We start from the raw sequence: 20,058 nt of genomic DNA, 5'->3' as shown, positions 1-20,058 counted from the left end.
ATGAGTCAATACACTGTGTTGATCGTCGAAGATGATCAGCAAGCAAGCTACACCTTAGAACAAGCTGTCAATCAGCACCCGCAGTTTACTGTTTGCGCGGCCGCCGAAACAGCCGAAGAAACTCGCCAGTGCCTAGCGCAAAACCCAGACTTAATATTGCTGGATATCACCTTGCCTGATGGCGATGGCATGACACTATTGCGGGAGATACGCCAACAAAACATTGCCGCCTCCGTCATTATGACCACAGCAGAGAGAGAGTCATCAACCGTTGCCCAAGCCATCCAATTTGGTGTTAACGACTACTTAGTTAAGCCACTTAGATTGTCGAGGGTGCATCAAGCGCTTAACGATTTCGTCGCATTTCAGAACAAACTGGAGGAGTCAGAGCGAATCGACCAACTCCAGATTGATGATCTGATGCGTAAAAACAAGGCTCAACCTCGCACTCGAAAAACGCCAAAGGGCATCGACGCCACCACGCTCGCAACAATGATCGAGCACATCAAACTGCGCAGCACACCATTTTCTGCGCAAGAAATTGGCGATGAATTAGATCTAAGCCGCATCACCGCGAGACGCTACCTTGAGTATCTAGAAGAGCAAGGTATGGTTAGCATGAGCCTAAACTACAACACTGGCGGACGTCCTAAGCAGCTTTATCACATTGTCGCTCAAGCGTAACGTTGGCGGGTACCGTCCCTCGCCAGCGGACATTTGAAGCAATTAAAGAGCCGATAATTAAGATAACGCCAAACCATTGCCAAAACCCTAAAGTTTCGCTCATTAAAAACATCCCCAATGCCACGGCCATCATTGGGTTCAGCAGCGACAGCATGCCAAACGCATTTGGGCCTATCTGCTTAATACCATTAACTGCAATGATGTAGCCCAATGCAGTATTTAAGATAATTAACCAGAAAAGCCCAGGTAACTGCTCCAGTGTAACCATTGTAGGCGCTCCCTCCCACAACCATGCAACTGGAATGAGCAATGTGCCCGCAGTCAGCAACTGCCATGTTGCCACACCTAGAATATCTTTCACCTGCCAGTGTTGGGTAAGTAATGTTGCGATAGCAATGACAAAGGTTGCGCCTAATGCACACGCTACGCCTATTGGATCAAGATTAGCGGATGGGTTTAATAGCAAAAGAACCCCAAACAACCCTACCACAGCACTCAAAGTCGCCTTAACAGCGGGACGTTTCCCTTGAGCCAACCACTGAATAACGATTAGTAACAATGGCAATGTCGCACCTAGCGTGCCAGCGACGCTACCCGGAAGGCGATACGCTGCAACCATCAGCAAAATAAAAAACACACCGATATTAAAGAAACCAAGGATCACGACCTTACTCATCGCCATCCTAGGCAAACGGCGCAATAGCAACATCAAGAACACTCCCGCTCCAAGCGCCCTAAACACAGCGACCCAAAGTGGTGATAAATCCGTTAAATATAAGCCAACTGCGGCGTACGTACTGCCCCATAAAATCGGGGCAAGTGCTGTCAAAAGAAACGGGTACAAGAAACCTCCAGAAACTTATCTTTTAAAAAAGATACTTTCGTGAAAGATATTGTATTACACTCCGCAAATCAAGTATCTTTTACAAAAGACAAATATTCAGAAAGATAGTTTATGCCTGATCACGTTGAAAAGTTATTAAAGCAGTGGCAAAACGTCCGCCCAGACTTAGATTGCAGTCCCATGGGCGTTATCGGTCGAATAGGAAGAATGGAAAAGTTCATCAGTCCAGCAGTTGAGAAAGTCATCAATGAGCATGGAATGAGTCGCATTGAGTTTGACCTGATGGCCACGTTACGAAGAGCCGATCAACCTTTAACACCAACAGAGCTATACAAAACAACCATGCTTTCATCTGGAGCAGTCTCCAGCAAGCTAGATAAGCTAGTAGATCGCGATTGGGTTCAACGTTTGGCGAATATGGAAGATCGACGCAGTTGCCGAGTTGCGTTAACGCAACATGGAGTCAGCATCATTGATGCAGCCGTTGAGGCCCATGTTGCAAATGAAAAATTGCTCCTCCAAAGTCTTACTCTGGAAGAGCAGGCTGACCTCTCTATGCTGCTGGCCAAATGGCTTGGCCAGCATGAACGAGATCTTTAGTTAGACATTAGCGTAACTATTTCACTGCACTTAAGGACGCGTACTGTTCAGTAGAAGACATGTTCACCGCACGCTGAAGTGCTTCTGGCGTCTGGTACACTTGTGTAATGAATTGCTGACCTTCCACTTGTGATGCATCTAAGTAGTGGTTATCAACTAGCCACTCTTGGAGCGCAGCTTGGTCTAGCTGGCCGCCAGGGAGCTTCATGCGTTCCATATCGTCTGCAGACATTTGTGCGACTGTGCCGCCGGGCAAGTAAATAGCACCAGTAATAAAATCAACACCAAACGCTACCACGCCCGGCACGAACCAAAACAGCAAACCCAATGCATCCAATGCGACAACGCCTAAATCCAATTTGCCGCCATTTTGCCCCTGTCGCTCAGGATATATTAACGTACCACACGCAACCAGTTGAGATGCAATGAGTGAACAAGCGACCACTTTAGCAATGCCTTTAGATGTAACGTTCATAAAGCTCTCCTTAGTAAGTTGATCGCTTAAATGTGGCTTTATTGCATTTACTTATCAAGCACAGTGATCGTTCTTGGCCATTATTTACTTGCTTTTAACACAATAGTTAGAACTCTAACCTATTGCTTTACATTTGTTCTTCTAGCTTAGCAATTATGTAAGCACCTATCGGGAAGGCACTGGTAGCGGCCGGAGACGGTGCATTGCAGACATGAAGTGTTCTAGGGCTTTGAGCAAACAAAAAGTCGTGAACCAGCTTACCATCACGCAATACTGCTTGAGCACGAATGCCCGCGGGATAAGGCTCAAGATCAGATCGCTGCACCATAGGACAGTATTTCTTCACTTCTTTTAGGTAGCCATCTTTGCACCAAGAATTGTAGGTCTCTTTAATCCCTACCTTCCAATAGTTTTTAAGTAGACGCCAATAGCCTTTAAACCTCAGCATATCGGTAACATCTTTGACATCAAAATTGATACGACCGTACCCTTCCCGCTTCCAGCCTTGAACCGCATTTGGACCAACGGTGACAGAGCCATCAATCATACGTGTCAGATGAACCCCTAAGAAAGGTAGCTCGGGATCAGGGATCGGATAAATTAAATGGTTAACAATCTGATTGTGATGCGGACTGAGTCGATAATACTCGCCACGAAATGGCACAATTTGGAAATCAGTCGGAATGTTCAACATCTTAGTCAACCGGTCGGCCATTAGACCTCCACAAGACACCAAATACTTAGCTTTAAACACTCCTCTTGTCGTTTCAATCATGACATTAGAAGCATCTTCGGCGAGATGAGTGACGGTGGTTGCCAAGTGAATATTACCACCTTGATTGGTTAACAGCTCAGCCAGTTTTTCACAAACGCGCTTGTAATTGACAATACCCGTTGAGGGCACAAATAAAGCCCCTTTGCCGACAACATTTGGCTCACGTTCATTTAGCTCTTTTTGACTTAAATAATGTACTTCTAAGTCATTCGTTTTACAGCGTTCAAATAATGCATCCATACGCTGCAGCTCAAGCTCATCCGTTGCAACTAACAGTTTTCCACACTCTTCAAAAGGGATGTTATGTTGTTGGCAAAACGATTTGGTCGCAGCAGCACCTTCCTTACAAAACTTCGCCTTTAGACTTCCTGGTGCATAATACACACCGGCATGAATCACCCCTGAGTTATGGCCCGTTTGATGCAATGCCACAGAGCTCTCTTTCTCAAGCACTGCAATGCGTTTATCCGGATATTTGTTTTTCATTTGCCAAGCGGTTGATAGACCAACAATACCCGCTCCGATGATAACAATGTCGTACTGGTGATCTGGAGAGGAAGATTGAGGAGTGAGAGATGACATGATTGCTCCGTGCTAATATTATTTTACTAACATTATACGTTGCCAAAGCAATCGACGTCCCCTTTCATCAAGATAAAAAAAAGCGACCCGAAGGTCGCCAAAACGCGAACGGCTAGTTCAACTTACTTAGCTGATACGGAATAGGTCATCGAGACTTTCCGTGAAGCTTGAAATTCTTCTATTGTTTCCCCACGCATTGCGGCATAGACCTCAGGGTTAGACTGACCTAACACCGCAGCCATTTTCTCTAAACAGAAGAAAATGACACCGTAACGAATCAACTCTATCCACTGTCGACCCGCGACCATTTCTTTTTCAATATCCGTTAACGCAAATTCTTCCATCAATGCCTGCTGATCATTAACAAAACGATCTCGGTGATCTGGGTCGATCAACTGCCTTAAAAAGGCATTCAAGCGGTATGCTTTATGACTTGTCTCGATTGTGAACGGATAGGTACCCTGCAGTTTTTCCACACCATGTAATTGCTCATAAGGATCATGCTGTACAGACTCTGATGGCGTATTTTCTTCAAAAATCACAGTCGCGATATTGGTCATCGAAGGGCAATAGCTGCTTTTGTGGACGCACGTCAAATCATTAGACAGTGCGCCGCGCATGATTAGCCACATGATCACCTCAGCGCCTTCCATCCCCCCTTTCGTGGCATATTGTGCATGAGTCAGCTTGGTCAGCTCATTCGGATCCGTTTCCAATAACTCTAGAAACTCTGCGTCCCATTGTTCATCATTAAACCCACATCGTTCACCATGTACCTGATGAGACAAACCTCCGGTCGCGACGATGGCAACATTCAAATCTTCTGGAAAACTAAGAATCGCTTTTCGCAAAGCCTGACCAAAATTAAAGCAACGCTTTGCTGTGGGCGCGGGGAATTGAAGCACACCTACTTGAAGGGGAATAACTCGGCCTTCCCAACTTGCTGCATCGTGAGGGATCATCATTGAAAACGGAGAGAAGAAACCATGATCTAAAGGCTTTTTCTGAAACGTGGAAATATCAAATTCTTGGGCAGCCAAGCTGTGAGCGATGTGACGGGACAAAGCTTGGTGAGCTTTAGCTGGCGGAAACTCACGTGCACCACCACCCTCGTCTGCCGTAACATATTGATCATCAATTCCTAATACAAAAGGAGAGTAATGATCAAAGAAAAATGATGTCACATGATCATTGAAGATGAAGAACAACACATCCACTTCTTTCGCAGCAACCCAGTCCTTAACTTTATCAAACCCTTCAAAAATAGGGCTCCAAGCAGGATCGTTTTGCTTATTTGTATCTTTTGCGAAAGCAATGGTTGGCGAGTGCGAGGCACCGATGCCCCCAATAATTCTTGCCATGTGAGTCTCCAATAAAAGTTGTTGTTATGCTTTTTACAATAATTGGATATACTTTAGGAAACAATACCACTAATTAACACATACCGTTTCCAAAAATGAACTCAAATCAAGCGCTTAAAGAATTGCCTGCTTTTTATTGGGCCGCCAAACTACTGAGTATCTCAGCCGCGGGTGAAAAGCTAGCGGTTTCCAAAGCCACTATTAGCAAGGCCATTGCACGGCTAGAGGAACAGTATCAAGTTCGTCTGTTCGAACGAAACTCACGTAATATTCGCCTCACGGCGGAAGGTCAAACGTTGTTTGACTATTCTGAGCGAGTATTGCTACTCGCAGATGAAGCTTCCCACGCTCTAGTAGGTATGCAGTCCACTCCACAGGGCACTGTTAAACTTGCGGCTCCACTGGCATTTAGCCGAGAGATATTGGCGCCCAATTTAGGTAATTTTCATCAACAATACCCTGAGATCCAGCTGCAAATTCAAACCAGCCAACATCCGATGGATGTGTTACGCGATGAAGTCGACATTGCAGTTATTGTAGGTAGCATCGATAATTCAGATCTGATTGCTAAGACCCTTTATCCAGGAAAGCTGAAATGGGTGACTAGTCCAAGCTATCTGCAAGAGCATGGTCCGTTCAGCACACTTGAGGACCTACAACAGCATATCCAGTATTGTGAAACTCGATATAGCACACAAAAATTCACCGCCACTTATCAGGGGCGACAGTACCAGTTAAACCTACAGAATAAAAACTGCTGTAACGACCCTATCGTCGTAAGAGAAGCCTTACTGAATGGCTGTGGGATATCCATGCTGCCAGAGCAATACTGTAAGCGACAGATAGCTCAAGGTGAGTTAGTTGAAGTGTGCCAAGACTTTGCGCCTCATATCGAATCAGCACATCTAAAGATGGTATACCCGAGCCGCTTATTTAGATCTACACGAGTCAGAGCGGTCATTCAGTTTTTAGAAGAGATCACATCCGAGATATAGGCCAGATTTAGCAAGGTAGAGCTGCCACAACCCAAGCCATTTTACTTATATCCATCAGTGCTGCGGTGCCTACCACGAGTCCAAATAACTTCATAATCTTTCCATATCTTACTGTTAGTAGATCCATACTACTTTTATCATCGAACTATGCATTCTTATTTGCACTGTTTTACAGTTTATACACTTTATTTACGACAAAAAAATCCCCGCACTAGGCGGGGATTTTTAGAATCCATTACTAATAAGCGTTTTGCTTACCAGCCAGTGATTTCTTTAAGACCAGCACCGATGTCCGCTAGAGAGCGAACAGTCTTAACGCCTGCGTCTTGTAGTGCTGCGAATTTCTCGTCAGCAGTACCTTTACCACCAGAGATGATCGCACCAGCGTGCCCCATACGCTTACCAGCAGGAGCTGTAACACCAGCGATGTAAGATACAACAGGCTTAGTAACGTTTGCTTTGATGTAAGCAGCCGCTTCTTCTTCTGCAGTACCACCGATCTCACCGATCATAACGATCGCTTCAGTTTGTGGATCGTTTTGGAACATTTCTAGTACGTCGATGAAGTTAGTACCTGGGATTGGGTCACCACCGATACCAACACAAGTAGATTGACCGTAACCAGCGTCAGTTGTTTGCTTAACTGCTTCGTACGTCAAAGTACCAGAACGTGAAACGATACCTACTTTACCTGGCATGTGGATGTGACCAGGCATGATACCGATCTTACACTCTCCAGGAGTGATAACACCTGGACAGTTAGGACCGATTAGGCGAACGCCTAGCTCGTCACACTTCACTTTACAGTCAAGCATATCAAGAGTAGGAACACCTTCAGTGATACAAACGATTAGTTTGATACCAGCGTTTGCCGCTTCAAGGATAGAATCCTTAACGAAAGGAGCTGGAACGTAGATTACAGATGCTTCAGCACCAGTAGTTTCAACAGCTTCTTTAACAGTGTTGAATACAGGTAGACCAAGGTGAGTTTGACCACCTTTACCTGGTGTTACACCGCCAACCATTTTTGTACCGTAAGCAATCGCTTGCTCAGAGTGGAATGTACCTTGGCCGCCAGTGAAACCTTGACAGATTACTTTAGTATCTTTGTTAATTAAAACAGACATTATTATTTGCCCTCCGCAGCTTTAACAACTTGTTCAGCTGCGTCTTTTAGACTTGATGCAGCGATGATGTCTAGACCAGAGTTCGCTAGAACTTCACGGCCTTTCTCTGCATTAGTACCTTCTAGACGTACAACAACAGGAACGTTTACACCTACCTGCTCAACTGCACCGATGATGCCTTCTGCGATCATGTCACAACGTACGATACCACCGAAGATGTTAACCAATACCGCTTTAACATTGCTGTCAGAAAGAATGATCTTAAATGCTTCAGCTACACGCTCTTTCGTTGCGCCGCCACCAACGTCTAGGAAGTTAGCTGGTTTGCCGCCGTGTAGGTTTACGATGTCCATTGTACCCATCGCTAGACCTGCACCGTTAACCATACAACCAACGTTGCCGTCTAGAGCTACGTAGTTAAGTTCCCACTGTGCTGCATGTGCTTCACGCTCATCTTCTTGAGATGGATCGTGGAACTCTTGCATTTTCTTCTGACGGTAAACAGCGTTGCTGTCGATGTTGATCTTACCGTCTAGACAGTGAAGATTACCTTCGTCAGTGATTACTAGAGGGTTGATTTCTAGTAGAGCGAAGTCGTAGTCGTGGAACATTTGTGACAAACCAAGGAAGATCTTAGTGAACTGCTTGATTTGAGCTGGGTTAAGACCCATTTTGAATGCCATTTCACGAGCTTGGTATGGCTGTGCGCCTACAAGTGGATCGATTTCCGCTTTGTGGATTAGCTCAGGTGTTTCCTCAGCTACTTTCTCGATCTCAACACCACCTTCAGTAGATGCCATGAAAACTACGCGACGAGTAGAACGGTCTACTACAGCACCTAGGTACAATTCGTTAGCGATGTCTGTGCAAGACTCAACTAGGATTTTAGCAACTGGCTGACCATTTTCGTCAGTTTGGTAAGTTACTAGGTTTTTACCTAACCAGTTCGCTGCGAATTCTTTTACTTCATCCAAAGAATCAACAAGCTTTACACCGCCCGCTTTACCGCGACCACCAGCGTGAACTTGAGCTTTTACAACCCACTTGTCACCACCAATTTTTTTCGCTGCTTCTACTGCCTCTTCTGGCGTGTCTACTGCGTACCCTGTAGATACTGGCAGGCCGTATTCAGCAAAAAGCTGCTTAGCCTGATATTCATGTAGGTTCATTTGATTCTTCCGCTCATCTTAATGATTGACATAAGTCTGTCTGTTTGACAGAAATTGCCGGCTTCTCAGCCGGCAAATCGAATTTTGTTATTTGCGTTTACGGTTTGCTACGTGGATAGCGTGACCGTCAACTGCTAGTGCTGCTTCATGCACTGCTTCACTTACCGTTGGGTGAGCGAATACAGTCAGAGCAATGTCTTCAGCTGTAGAGCCGAACTCCATCGCGATAACTGCTTGTGCGATTAGGTCTGCAGCATGACCGCCAATGATATGGCAGCCTAGGATACGGTCTGTTTCTTCACAAGCAAGCATTTTAACGAAACCATCAGTATCGTTAGCTGCCATTGCACGGCCAGACGCAGCAAATGGGAATTTACCCACTTTGTATTTCACGCCTTCAGCTTTAAGTTGCTGCTCGTTTTTACCTACCCAAGCAAGTTCTGGGTGAGTGTAGATAACAGATGGGATGCAGTCGTAGTTCATTTGCGCTTTGTGACCAGCGATGATGTCAGCAACCATTACACCTTCTTCAGATGCTTTGTGTGCTAGCATTGGGCCACGAACGATATCACCGATCGCGAACACACCAGGAACGTTTGTACGGCACTGTTCGTCAACGAACACAAAACCACGCTCATCTAGGTTTACACCAGAATCAGCGGCTAGACAGCCGTCTGTGAATGGCTTACGGCCAACCGCTACGATTAGCTTGTCGAAAGTTTGCTTCTGCTCTTCACCTTTCGCATCAAGGTAAGTCACTTCAACTTCTTCACCTTTCACTTCACTGCCCGTTACACGAGCACCAACGCGAATGTCTAGACCTTGTTTTTTGAAGATCTTAGCCGCTTCTTTCGCTAGATCTTGGTCACATAGGCTTAGGAATTGATCTTGTGCTTCAAGTACAACAACTTCTGAACCTAGGCGCTTCCATACAGAACCTAGCTCAAGACCGATAACACCCGCACCGATCACGCCAAGACGCTTAGGCACTTCACGGAACTCAAGAGCACCTTCGTTATCAACGATGATGTCACCAGTACGTGGAGCAGGTGGAATGTTCACAGGTACAGAACCTGTCGCAAGAATTACGTTGCCAGCTTCTAGTGTTTGAACAGAGCCGTCGTGCGCAGTGAATTCAACTTTTTTGTTAGCAAGTAGTTTACCGAAACCTTCAAAGCTTGTTACACCGTTTGCTTTGAACAGACCAGCAATACCACCAGTCAACTGGTTAACGATTTTGTCTTTGCGATCAACCATCGCATTAACGTCCATCGATACACCGTCAACACCAATACCGTGTACTGCGAATTCTTCTTTCGCATCGTGGTATTTGTGTGAAGAGTCCAATAGAGCTTTAGATGGGATACAACCTACGTTTAGACAAGTACCGCCTAGCTTTGGCTTGTTGTCTTTATCAAGCCATTTTTCGATACAAGCTGTTTTTAGACCCAATTGCGCTGCACGGATTGCGGCAACGTAACCACCTGGGCCACCACCAATTACGATTACATCAAATTTTTCAGACATAGGATTTATCCATTGTTGTTTGCTAGGGCATTTTGCGCCCTAGCAAGTTTTACTCTCATCCACAGAAGTGGGTGCAATTACTTAGATTTCAAGCAGTAGACGTGCTGGATCTTCTAGTAGTTCCTTGATGGTTACAAGGAATTGCACCGCTTCTTTACCGTCGATCATACGGTGATCGTATGACAACGCTAAGTACATCATCGGTTGAATCACAACCTGACCGTTAACCGCCATTGGGCGCTCTTGGATTTTGTGCATACCCAAGATCGCTGTTTGAGGTGGGTTCAGGATTGGAGTAGACATTAGAGAACCGAAGATACCGCCGTTAGTGATGGTAAATGTACCACCTTGCATATCTTCCATGCCTAGCTTGCCTTCACGACCACGAACAGCGAAGTCCATGATGCCAGATTCAATGTCAGCAAGACCCATTGCTTCCGTGTTACGCAATACAGGTACCATCAAACCGCGGTTAGTCGATACTGCTACACCGATGTCTTGGTAACCGTGGTAAACCATGTCGTTACCATCGATAGAAGCGTTTACTGCTGGGAAGCGTTTTAGAGCTTCAGTTGCAGCTTTAACAAAGAATGACATGAAACCAAGTTTAGTGCCGTTATGAGTCTTCTGGAACAAGTCTTTGTACTTGCTACGAAGCTCCATTACAGGGCCCATGTTAACTTCGTTGTAAGTTGTCAACATTGCTGCTGTTTGTTGAGCTTCTACTAAGCGCTTAGCGATGGTTGCGCGTAGACGTGTCATTGGTACACGTTTCTCAACACGACCGTCAGCACTTAGTGGCGCTGGTGCTGCAGGCGCTGCTTTTGCAGGAGCCGCCGCTGCAGCTGGCTTGTTCTTCGCCGCTGCTTCAACGTCTTCTTTAGTGATACGACCGCCTTTACCAGTACCTTTTACTTGAGCTGCTGTTAGACCAGCTTCAGCAAGTGCTTTACGCGCCGCAGGTCCTGCGATGCCATCTTCATCACCAGCTTCTTCTGCAGCAGGTGCTGCGGCTGGAGCTTCAGCTGGTGCCGCTGCACCACCCGTTGCGCCAACAGCAAAGTTCGCTAGCACTTCTTCACTCAGTACTGTGTCGCCTTCCGCTTTAACGATGTCGGCAATCACACCATCAGCTGGAGCAACAACTTCTAGAACAACCTTGTCAGTTTCGATGTCAACGATGTGCTCATCACGCTTACAAGCTTCACCTGGTTGTTTGTGCCAAGCAGCAACCGTACCGTCTGCAACAGACTCAGGGAAAGTTGGTGCTTTGATTTGAACTGTTTCTTTAGCTTCAGCTGCAGCTGGTGCAGATGGCGCTGCTTCAGCTTTTGCAGCGGGTGCTTCAGATGCGGCTGCACCAGAATCAAATACTGCAAGAACTTCTTCACTAAGAACGATATCACCTTCAGCTTTCAGTACGTCTTTTAGTACACCATCAGCTGGTGCTACGACTTCAAGAACAACTTTATCTGTTTCGATATCTACAATGTGTTCGTCGCGCTTACACGCTTCACCTGGCTGTTTGTACCACGTAGCGACAGTGCCATCGGCTACAGATTCTGGAAAAGTAGGTGCTTTAATTTCAATACTCATTTTTTACCCTTATCTCTGACAGGCAGTGTTGCTAGCCGACAATCGCGTCGTTAACCAGCGCTTCTTGTTCTTCAACGTGTACGGACATGTAACCTGCAGCCGGAGCAGCAGAAGAAATACGTCCAGCAAAGCGGATCTTAAGTTCAGGATACAGCTTTTCTAACACACGGCTCATACGGTGGCGGTTTGCATGCCAAGCACCTTGGTTCTTAGGCTCTTCTTGACACCAAACTAACTCTTCAACATTTTTGTACGGTTCCAAAATCGCTTCAAAGTCAGCGTATGGGAACGGATACAATTGCTCAAGACGAATGATAGCCACATCATCCTTAGCCAGCTCTTCACGACGATTGTATAAATCGTAGTAAACCTTACCGCTACAGATCACCAAACGTTTTACGTTTTCTGGCTTAATGTTATCTGCTACTTCAGGCAATACCGTTTTGAAGCTACCTTCAGATAAATCTTCTAATGTAGAGATTGCTTGCTTATGACGCAGCAAACTCTTAGGAGACATAATAATCAGTGGACGACGCATTGGTCGAATGGCCTGACGACGCAAGATGTGGAAAATCTGCGATGGTGTCGTAGGCACACATACTTGAATGTTGTATTCAGCACATAGCTGCATGAATCGCTCAAGACGTGCAGAAGAGTGTTCTGGGCCTTGGCCTTCATAGCCATGCGGTAACAACATTGTCAGACCACATAAACGGCCCCACTTGTGCTCACCACTGGTAATAAATTGGTCAATTACAACTTGTGCACCGTTAGCAAAGTCACCGAATTGAGCCTCCCAAACCACTAAACCTTTTGGTGAAGTCGTTGAGTAACCGTATTCGAAAGCCAATACCGCTTCTTCAGACAGGTACGAGTCATAAAGATCAAGTGTTGGCTGATCGTCTGACAAGTGCTTAAGTGGGATGTAAGTGCTACCGTCTTTTTGACTATGAATCACAGCGTGGCGGTGAGAGAACGTACCACGACCTGAGTCCTGTCCAGTAATACGAATTGGGTACCCCTGCTCTAGCAAAGTCGCAAATGCCATGGTTTCAGCGTAACCCCAGTTAAGAGGCATGGCACCAGCGGTCATCTTGTTGCGATCTTCGTAGATCTTCATTACTTGACGTTGCACTACAACACCATCAGGAATAGTGGTTGTTTTCTTAGCAACTTCTTGCAATTTATCTAGTGGGTAAGTTGTATCACCGGCATCTGTCCACTCAACACCTAGGTAAGGTGTCCAATCAACAAATAGCTCAGACTTAGACTCTAGCACCAAGCTCTTAGCAACGTGACGGCCATTATCTAGGTCTTCACGGTTTTCATTCACTAGCTCATCCGCTTCAGCTTCTGTTACTACTTTATTAGAAATCAAGAAGTCAGCGTATTTAGTACGAGTCGTTTTTAGCTTACTGATGATTTTGTACATCAGTGGCTGAGTGCCTGAAGGCTCATCCGTTTCGTTGTGACCACGACGGCGGTAACAAACCATATCGATGACCACGTCACGACCAAACTCGTAACGGTAATCCAGTGCTAGTTGGGTAACAAATAGAACTGCTTCTGGATCATCACCGTTAACATGGAAGATCGGAGCCTGAATCATTTTCGCAACATCAGTTGCGTATTCAGTTGAGCGAGAATCTTCTTGACGGTTGGTTGTAAAACCTACTTGGTTGTTCACAACAATGTGCACTGTACCGCCTGTTTTGTAGGCGCGTGTTTGTGACATTTGGAACGTTTCCATCACCACGCCCTGGCCAGCGAATGCTGCATCACCGTGGATGGAAATTGGAACAACTGTTTTACCTGTTTTGTCTTCGCGACGATCTTGGCGAGCACGTACTGAACCTTCCACTACCGGTGAAACAATTTCAAGGTGTGAAGGGTTGAACGCTAGTACTGTGTGTACTTCGCCGCCAGCAGTCATAACATTTGAAGAGAAACCTTGGTGGTACTTCACGTCACCAGACGTATTTACCAATTTCTTACCTTCAAACTCATCGAACAGGTCTTTAGGGTTTTTACCTAAAGTATTAACAAGTACGTTCAAGCGACCACGGTGGGCCATACCGATAACAACTTCTTTAGCGCCTAGTGCGCCAGAACGTTGAATCAGTTCGTTCACCATTGGGATTAAGCTTTCACCACCCTCTAGGCCGAAACGCTTCGCACCTGGGTAACGACTTGCTAAGTATTTTTCAAGACCTTCCGCTGCAGTTAGACGCTCTAACAAAGCTTTGCGTGTTTCAGCTGAGTACTCTGGACGAGAGCGAACGGATTCAACACGCTGTTGCAACCAAGCTTTTTCTTGGGTGTCGACGATGTGCATGAATTCGTAGCCGATAGAGCCACAGTAAGTTTTCTCTAACTCAGTCACAATGTCTTTTAGAGGCATTGTTTCTTGGTTAAAGAAAAGAGAACCGGTATTAAACGACGTATCAAGATCAGCACCAGTTAGCTGGTGGTAACCTAAATCAAGGTCAGCAACTTTATCTCGTTTTTGTAGACCTAGCGGGTCTAAATTGGAGTGTTGGTGTCCTCGAACACGGTACGCGTTGATAAGCTGAAGTACGTTGATTTGCTTTTGCTCATGATCTGAGCTTGCAGCGACACCTGTAGAAACAGGGATATTGCGGAACTTGTTTTTACCAAGTTCTAAGAATTGTTGTTGAATAACAGAGTGAGGAAGATCGGTTGACTGCGCTTCGCTAACTCTCGGCAACTGATCAAAACATTTCCGCCATTCTTCCGATACTGAGTTGGGGTCAACTAAGTAGCTCTCAAACAGCCCCTCAACATATTCAAGGTTGCCCCCTGAAAAGTGAGAAGTGCTCCATAGCAACTCCATCAAACTTTCATGCATTCTCGATCACCCTTTTATGTTCGAGCCAGCTATCACCATGTGATAACTCAAATTTTCATTCTGGTTAAACTATATAGATAGTTGCCAGCTTATTATTTACTTTTTTCGCCTAACGACACTTAAACAGTCCTATTCTAAATCACTAAGACTAGAGTTTTTAGTAACAAATGGGACTATTTAGTGTTTTTTCATGCGCAAATAAATATCTGCCATGAAAAACTAAATTCTTCGCAACTTATTTTTATGTTTTTTGCTCAAGGTTGCGCTTGAGCAGATTAGCGACTCCATAAACTAGAGTCGCTAACGGGCATCTTAACGAAAAACTAATGCCTTACGCTCAACGAGTATCAGGTCGCTCGTTGGATCAACATGGTACGAATGTTACCAATTGCCTTCGTAGGATTTAAGCCCTTAGGACAAACATTCACACAGTTCATGATGCCATGGCAGCGGAATACACTAAATGGATCATCAAGGTCGCTCAAACGATCCTGTGTCGCTGTATCACGGCTATCGGCCAAGAATCGGTAAGCTTGAAGCAAACCAGAAGGACCGATGAACTTATCTGGGTTCCACCAGAAAGACGGACACGACGTTGAACAACACGCACACAAGATACACTCGTAAAGACCGTCAAGCTTCTCACGCTCTTCAGGGCTTTGTAGACGCTCGATTGCAGGCGCTGGCGTATCGTTGATCAAGAACGGCTTGATCTTTTCGTACTGCTTGTAGAACTGTCCCATATCCACAACAAGGTCACGCACTACTGGCAGACCAGGAAGTGGACGCAAAACTAGCTTGTTGTTCTTAGCTGCTGCAGAAACAGGCGTGATACATGCAAGCCCGTTTTTACCAGACATGTTCATACCATCAGAGCCACATACACCTTCACGGCAAGAGCGACGGTAGGAAATGCTTGGATCTTGAGCCTTCAAAAGGTTCAACACGTCCAACACCATCAGGTCTTTACCTGCTGGCAATTCAACTTCGTAATCCTGCATGTAAGGAGCATCGTCCTTCTCAGGATTGTAACGGTAGATACTAACTAACATCGACATAACTCCTTAGTATGAACGTACTTTAGGTGGGAAAGGTTCCATTGTTTTCGGCGCAAAGTTCACATCACGCTTGGTCACTTTCTTATCCGCTGGGTGATACAAAGAGTGTTTCAACCAGTTTTCATCATCACGTTCAGTAAAGTCATTACGAGCATGCGCACCACGACTTTCCTTACGGAATTCCGCAGGAATCGCTGTTGCTTCCGCCACTTCTAGCAAGTTTTCAAGCTCAAGAGCTTCGATACGAGCTGTGTTGAAAGCCATACTCTTATCTTCAAGGTGAAGGTTCTCAACACGCTTACGAATTTCTTCAAGCTGTTGCAAACCTTTCTGCATTGATGCACCCTCACGGAATACACCAAAGTAAAGCTGCATTACTTTTTGCAGTTCTGCACGAACCTCAGCTACAGACTCACCACCTGTAGTGTTGTTCAAACGATTTAGACGAGCCATCGCCTTTTCAACATCAGTGTCGTTAGCATCCATAGAGTCAAAGCCTTCATCTAGAGACTTTTTAACCTGTAGACCCACTGCACGTCCGAATACCACCAAGTCTAGTAGAGAGTTACCACCTAGACGGTTCGCACCGTGTACGGATACACAAGCGATTTCACCACACGCATACAAACCAGGAACGATAACATCTTCGCCTGCTTCGTTTTGCATCAGCGCTTGACCACCAACGTTAGTCGGAACACCGCCCATCATGTAGTGACAAGTTGGAATAACAGGAATTGGCTCTTTAACTGGATCAACGTGCGCAAATGTACGAGACAGTTCAAGGATACCTGGCAAGCGTTTGTTTAGCGTCTCTTCACCAAGGTGATCAAGCTTTAGAAGAACATGGTCACCGTTTTCACCACAGCCACGACCTTCAAGGATCTCAAGAATCATTGAGCGAGCTACTACGTCACGACCTGCAAGGTCTTTCGCGTTTGGCGCATAACGCTCCATGAAACGTTCGCCGTCTTTGTTGATCAGGTAACCACCTTCACCACGACAACCTTCTGTAACCAGTGTACCCGCACCGTAAATACCAGTTGGGTGGAACTGCCACATTTCCATGTCTTGCATTGGCACGCCAGCACGCAGTGCCATACCTACACCGTCACCAGTGTTAATGTGGGCGTTAGTCGTTGACTGATAGATACGACCTGCACCACCTGTAGCAAGAACCGTCGCTTTCGCTTTAAGGTAAACTACTTCACCCGTTTCTACACAGATAGAAACCGCACCGACGATTGCGCCATCAGAGTTTTTAACCAGGTCAACTGCATACCACTCGTTAAAGAATGTTGTGCCACCTTTAAGGTTTGCTTGGTAAAGAGTATGTAGAAGAGCGTGTCCAGTACGGTCAGCTGCTGCACAAGTACGCGCTGCTTGACCACCTTTACCGAAGTCTTTTGACTGACCACCGAAAGGACGCTGGTAGATACGGCCATTTTCTTTACGAGAGAAAGGTAGACCCATGTGCTCAAGCTCAAATACAGCTTGTGGACCTACAGAACACATGTACTCGATAGCGTCTTGGTCACCAATGTAGTCGGAACCTTTAACGGTATCGTACATGTGCCAACGCCAATCATCATTTGGGTCTTCACTTGCAATCGCACAAGTAATACCACCCTGCGCAGATACAGTATGTGAACGAGTCGGGAAAACTTTTGTTACACACGCAGTGTTCAAACCAGACTCAGTCAATTGAAGTGCCGCACGCATACCTGCGCCACCACCACCAATTACAATGGCATCAAAAGAAATAGTACGAATATTAGCCATTATTTACAGCCCCCAAAGAACCTGAATACCCCATACGACATAGATAAACATTACTAAGCCACATAGAGATTGAAAAAAGAAACGAACGCCTGTTGCTTTAATGTAGTCAGTTGATACAGACCACAAACCGATCCAAGAGTGAATACCAACAGACAAAAGCGCTAACAATGAGAAGATGCGCATAGAAGTAGTTTCGAACAAACCACTCCACTGTTCGTATGTAAGATCTGGATTCAGCAGAAGGTAGCCGATAATAAAGATGCTGTAGACAGAAAGAACTAGTGCAGAAATACGCTGCATCATCCAGTCGTACAGACCTGAACGGCCAAAACTAGTAATTTGAGTTACCATATCCACACCCCTGCTAGTAGAATCAGAACAACAGCGATCACAAGGTTCGCCTTCGCCGCAGCGCGGCCACTTTCAAGTTCTTCGAAATGCCCCAAGTCCATAAACAGGTGTTTCACACCTGCCACGAAGTGGTACATCAAAGCTGAAACAACACCCCAAACGACAAATTTCGCTAGGAAGTTGCTTTGTAGCATCTCTACCACTTGATCAAAGCCTTGCTGTGAAGACAATGATTTGTCAAACGCGTAAAACAAGAACACCAATCCAATAAATAGGATGATCCCTGTTACACGATGCAGGATAGAGACTATTGCGGTTACGGGCATTGATATTGTGGAAATATCAAGGTTGACTGGTCTTTTTTTGTTCACGACTCTTTACACCACTTTGTTTGATTGAATGGTCAATCACGACCCAAGTTCTATTGTCACCTTTCTCTTACGTTTAAAAACGTACAAAAGGTTTACATAGGCCTCCGTGAAAATCCCATCGATTTGCAAACGATATTGTTGCAAGCGACTCAAACTTGCTAAATAACACCGACAAATCAATGAAATCATCGGGTCGCAATTATAGACTAGGCCAAAAACCTAAGACAAATAGACAGAACGTAGGGTTTTTGATGGTCGCCATTCATAAAATGAATGGAGCCATAAATTTAAGCAATAATGGTATAAAATTACACTTTTAAAATCATCGAAAATATTTTTTAAATGTTTATTTATCAAAAGCTTAGATGAAGTTTGTGCACATTTTAAGCAAGCTCATTTTATTTTCTTGTTAGAAATTTACATAGAAATTACTAGGATCTAATAAACGCTAAGAAATTTGTCTAATTGACTTTGTAACCACTAAGAAAGTATTTTTTCCGCACCTTCTGGGCCTGGAGAGCTAATTCAAGGCTCTTTGCCCGGACCAGAGTACGAAGGAGACCAAAAATGGCTGACAAAAAAGCTCGCATAACAGTAGACGGTATCGATCAACCGATTGAACTTCCTGTATTATCAGGCACAGCTGGACAAGACGTAATAGATGTAAGAACGTTAGGTTCTCATGGCGTCTTTACTTACGATCCTGGCTTCATGTCGACTGGCTCATGTGAATCTGCGATCACTTATATCGATGGTGAAGCAGGTGTTTTACTACATCGCGGTTACAAAATCGCCGATCTAGCAGAAAACTCAGATTATCTTGAGACTTGTTACCTACTTTTGTACGGAGAGCTTCCTAGCGCTACGCAGAAAGCTGAATTCGTAGAAACTGTTAAAAACCACACAATGGTTGCTGAGTCCATGCAGAAGTTCTTAGACGGCTTCCGCAACGATGCTCACCCTATGGCAATCATGGTGGGTCTTGTAGGTGCTCTATCTGCCTTCTATCAAGATCACATGGATATTAACGATCCAAAACACCGCGAAATCGCAGCATTCCGCTTGATTTCTAAAATGCCGACTCTTGCGGCGATGTGTTACAAGTACTCTAAAGGTCAACCGACCATGTACCCACGTAACGATTTGAGCTACGCAGAGAACTTCCTTCACATGATGTTTGCAACACCTTGTGAAGAATACAAAGTTAACCCAGTGTTCGCTAAGGCCATGGACCGCATCTTTATTCTACATGCGGATCACGAGCAAAACGCATCTACATCTACTGTTCGTCTTGCAGGATCATCAGGCGCCAATCCGTTTGCGTGTATTGCAGCTGGTTTCGTTACGCTTTGGGGCCCAGCCCATGGCGGTGCTAACGAAGCGGTCTTGAACATGCTTGAAGAAATTGGCGATGAATCGAACATTGATGAATTCATTGCTAAGGCGAAAGACAAAAACGATCCATTCCGTCTAATGGGCTTCGGTCACCGCGTTTACAAGAACTTCGACCCTCGTGCGAAAGTTATGCGTGAAACCTGTGATCAAGTACTTGCGGAGCTTGGTCAGTCAGATGACCCAATGCTTAAGATTGCTAAACGCCTTGAGCAAATTGCCCTTGAAGACCCTTACTTTGTGGAACGTAAGCTGTACCCTAACGTTGACTTCTACTCTGGCATCATCATGAAAGCCATCGGTATCCCAACGTCAATGTTTACGGTGATCTTTGCGATGTCTCGCACGATCGGCTGGATCTCACACTGGAACGAAATGATCAGTGGCAACTACAAGATCGGCCGTCCTCGTCAATTGTACGTGGGACACACAGAACGCGATTACCCAACCGATAAGTAATTGGTTAATCATAAAAAAAGCGGCTTTTAAGCCGCTTTTTTTTT

The 20,058-nt window shown here is 45.3% G+C and carries 17 protein-coding genes; 4 read left to right on the top strand and 13 right to left on the bottom strand.

What is annotated here, in order from left to right; genetic code table 11:
• Entirely contained in the window at positions 1 to 684 is a 684-nt protein-coding gene (locus C8D85_RS15060) for a response regulator (protein WP_133564242.1), read from the top strand.
• Here the strand turns inward: C8D85_RS15060 and C8D85_RS15055 are convergent.
• Positions 650 to 1,528, bottom strand: coding sequence for a DMT family transporter (locus tag C8D85_RS15055; protein ID WP_133564240.1), 879 nt, complete (start codon positions 1,526 to 1,528; stop codon positions 650 to 652). The two genes, C8D85_RS15060 and C8D85_RS15055, sit on opposite strands and share 35 nt — an antisense overlap.
• A gap of 111 nt (positions 1,529 to 1,639) precedes the next feature.
• Here C8D85_RS15055 and C8D85_RS15050 point away from each other — a divergent pair, with 111 nt between their 5' ends.
• Positions 1,640 to 2,128, top strand: a complete 489-nt coding sequence (locus tag C8D85_RS15050; RefSeq protein WP_133564238.1) for a MarR family winged helix-turn-helix transcriptional regulator — start codon at positions 1,640 to 1,642, stop codon at positions 2,126 to 2,128.
• 16 nt (positions 2,129 to 2,144) lie between these two features.
• Here the strand turns inward: C8D85_RS15050 and C8D85_RS15045 are convergent, their stop codons facing one another.
• The 3 genes from C8D85_RS15045 to C8D85_RS15035 form a co-directional block, all read right to left on the bottom strand.
• Positions 2,145 to 2,603: a hypothetical protein gene (locus C8D85_RS15045; protein ID WP_133564236.1), complete on the bottom strand. Its 459-nt coding sequence runs from the start codon at positions 2,601 to 2,603 to the stop codon at positions 2,145 to 2,147.
• Between the two features lie 127 nt (positions 2,604 to 2,730).
• Positions 2,731 to 3,960, bottom strand: coding sequence for an L-2-hydroxyglutarate oxidase (lhgO, locus tag C8D85_RS15040; RefSeq protein ID WP_133564234.1), 1,230 nt, complete (start codon positions 3,958 to 3,960; stop codon positions 2,731 to 2,733).
• A gap of 122 nt (positions 3,961 to 4,082) precedes the next feature.
• The gene (locus tag C8D85_RS15035; RefSeq protein WP_133564232.1) at positions 4,083 to 5,321 is read right to left on the bottom strand and encodes a gallate dioxygenase; all 1,239 of its coding nucleotides are present in this window, start codon (positions 5,319 to 5,321) and stop codon (positions 4,083 to 4,085) included.
• Positions 5,322 to 5,416: 95 nt separating this feature from the next.
• Between C8D85_RS15035 and C8D85_RS15030 the strand changes: the two genes are divergently transcribed.
• Positions 5,417 to 6,316, top strand: coding sequence for a LysR family transcriptional regulator (locus C8D85_RS15030; protein ID WP_133564230.1), 900 nt, complete (start codon positions 5,417 to 5,419; stop codon positions 6,314 to 6,316).
• A gap of 254 nt (positions 6,317 to 6,570) precedes the next feature.
• On the opposite strand, the gene sucD is transcribed toward C8D85_RS15030, so the two are convergent.
• The 9 genes from sucD to sdhC all read right to left on the bottom strand — a co-directional run bounded on the left by sucD (position 6,571) and on the right by sdhC (position 18,163).
• Positions 6,571 to 7,443: a succinate--CoA ligase subunit alpha gene (gene sucD, locus C8D85_RS15025; protein WP_067210799.1), complete on the bottom strand. Its 873-nt coding sequence runs from the start codon at positions 7,441 to 7,443 to the stop codon at positions 6,571 to 6,573.
• A gap of 2 nt (positions 7,444 to 7,445) precedes the next feature.
• Positions 7,446 to 8,612 (bottom strand): ADP-forming succinate--CoA ligase subunit beta, encoded by a 1,167-nt coding sequence (gene sucC, locus C8D85_RS15020; protein ID WP_133564228.1) that lies wholly within the window; start codon positions 8,610 to 8,612, stop codon positions 7,446 to 7,448.
• A gap of 87 nt (positions 8,613 to 8,699) precedes the next feature.
• Positions 8,700 to 10,139 carry a dihydrolipoyl dehydrogenase gene (gene lpdA / locus C8D85_RS15015; RefSeq protein WP_133564225.1) on the bottom strand — a complete coding sequence of 480 codons (1,440 nt, stop codon included), beginning with the start codon at positions 10,137 to 10,139 and terminating at the stop codon, positions 8,700 to 8,702.
• 81 nt (positions 10,140 to 10,220) lie between these two features.
• Positions 10,221 to 11,735: a 2-oxoglutarate dehydrogenase complex dihydrolipoyllysine-residue succinyltransferase gene (gene odhB / locus C8D85_RS15010; protein ID WP_133564223.1), complete on the bottom strand. Its 1,515-nt coding sequence runs from the start codon at positions 11,733 to 11,735 to the stop codon at positions 10,221 to 10,223.
• 31 nt (positions 11,736 to 11,766) lie between these two features.
• A complete protein-coding gene (locus tag C8D85_RS15005; RefSeq protein WP_133564220.1) occupies positions 11,767 to 14,604 on the bottom strand; it encodes a 2-oxoglutarate dehydrogenase E1 component in 2,838 nt (945 codons plus the stop codon).
• A 347-nt stretch (positions 14,605 to 14,951) separates the two neighbouring features.
• Positions 14,952 to 15,656: a succinate dehydrogenase iron-sulfur subunit gene (locus tag C8D85_RS15000; RefSeq protein WP_133564218.1), complete on the bottom strand. Its 705-nt coding sequence runs from the start codon at positions 15,654 to 15,656 to the stop codon at positions 14,952 to 14,954.
• Positions 15,657 to 15,668: 12 nt separating this feature from the next.
• Complete coding sequence (sdhA, locus tag C8D85_RS14995; RefSeq protein WP_133564215.1) at positions 15,669 to 17,441, bottom strand: succinate dehydrogenase flavoprotein subunit; 1,773 nt, start codon at positions 17,439 to 17,441, stop codon at positions 15,669 to 15,671.
• A 3-nt stretch (positions 17,442 to 17,444) separates the two neighbouring features.
• A complete protein-coding gene (sdhD, locus tag C8D85_RS14990) occupies positions 17,445 to 17,792 on the bottom strand; it encodes a succinate dehydrogenase, hydrophobic membrane anchor protein (RefSeq protein WP_133564212.1) in 348 nt (115 codons plus the stop codon).
• On the bottom strand, positions 17,786 to 18,163 hold the full coding sequence (sdhC, locus tag C8D85_RS14985) for a succinate dehydrogenase, cytochrome b556 subunit (protein WP_133564210.1): 378 nt from the start codon (positions 18,161 to 18,163) through the stop codon (positions 17,786 to 17,788). Before sdhC ends, sdhD begins: the two co-directional genes overlap by 7 nt.
• 567 nt (positions 18,164 to 18,730) lie before the next feature.
• Between sdhC and gltA the strand changes: the two genes are divergently transcribed.
• Positions 18,731 to 20,014 (top strand): citrate synthase, encoded by a 1,284-nt coding sequence (gltA, locus tag C8D85_RS14980; RefSeq protein WP_133564208.1) that lies wholly within the window; start codon positions 18,731 to 18,733, stop codon positions 20,012 to 20,014.
• The last annotated feature ends 44 nt before the right edge of the window (positions 20,015 to 20,058 follow it).

The sequence above is a fragment of the Marinomonas communis genome (assembly GCF_004363305.1).
GTDB classification, from domain to species: Bacteria; Pseudomonadota; Gammaproteobacteria; order Pseudomonadales; family Marinomonadaceae; genus Marinomonas; species Marinomonas communis.
This window is presented reverse-complemented; position numbering and strand designations above follow the sequence as displayed.

What these genes read in the sequence shown, in the direction of transcription:
- C8D85_RS15060 (WP_133564242.1), top strand. Translation starts at nt 1, where the DNA reads ATGAGTCAATACACTGTGTTGATCGTCGAAGATGATCAGCAAGCAAGC.
- C8D85_RS15050 (WP_133564238.1), top strand. Translation starts at nt 1,640, where the DNA reads ATGCCTGATCACGTTGAAAAGTTATTAAAGCAGTGGCAAAACGTCCGC.
- C8D85_RS15045 (WP_133564236.1), bottom strand. Translation starts at nt 2,603, where the DNA reads ATGAACGTTACATCTAAAGGCATTGCTAAAGTGGTCGCTTGTTCACTC.
- lhgO (WP_133564234.1), bottom strand. Translation starts at nt 3,960, where the DNA reads ATGTCATCTCTCACTCCTCAATCTTCCTCTCCAGATCACCAGTACGAC.
- C8D85_RS15035 (WP_133564232.1), bottom strand. Translation starts at nt 5,321, where the DNA reads ATGGCAAGAATTATTGGGGGCATCGGTGCCTCGCACTCGCCAACCATT.
- C8D85_RS15030 (WP_133564230.1), top strand. Translation starts at nt 5,417, where the DNA reads ATGAACTCAAATCAAGCGCTTAAAGAATTGCCTGCTTTTTATTGGGCC.
- sucD (WP_067210799.1), bottom strand. Translation starts at nt 7,443, where the DNA reads ATGTCTGTTTTAATTAACAAAGATACTAAAGTAATCTGTCAAGGTTTC.
- sucC (WP_133564228.1), bottom strand. Translation starts at nt 8,612, where the DNA reads ATGAACCTACATGAATATCAGGCTAAGCAGCTTTTTGCTGAATACGGC.
- lpdA (WP_133564225.1), bottom strand. Translation starts at nt 10,139, where the DNA reads ATGTCTGAAAAATTTGATGTAATCGTAATTGGTGGTGGCCCAGGTGGT.
- odhB (WP_133564223.1), bottom strand. Translation starts at nt 11,735, where the DNA reads ATGAGTATTGAAATTAAAGCACCTACTTTTCCAGAATCTGTAGCCGAT.
- C8D85_RS15005 (WP_133564220.1), bottom strand. Translation starts at nt 14,604, where the DNA reads ATGCATGAAAGTTTGATGGAGTTGCTATGGAGCACTTCTCACTTTTCA.
- C8D85_RS15000 (WP_133564218.1), bottom strand. Translation starts at nt 15,656, where the DNA reads ATGTTAGTTAGTATCTACCGTTACAATCCTGAGAAGGACGATGCTCCT.
- sdhA (WP_133564215.1), bottom strand. Translation starts at nt 17,441, where the DNA reads ATGGCTAATATTCGTACTATTTCTTTTGATGCCATTGTAATTGGTGGT.
- sdhD (WP_133564212.1), bottom strand. Translation starts at nt 17,792, where the DNA reads ATGGTAACTCAAATTACTAGTTTTGGCCGTTCAGGTCTGTACGACTGG.
- gltA (WP_133564208.1), top strand. Translation starts at nt 18,731, where the DNA reads ATGGCTGACAAAAAAGCTCGCATAACAGTAGACGGTATCGATCAACCG.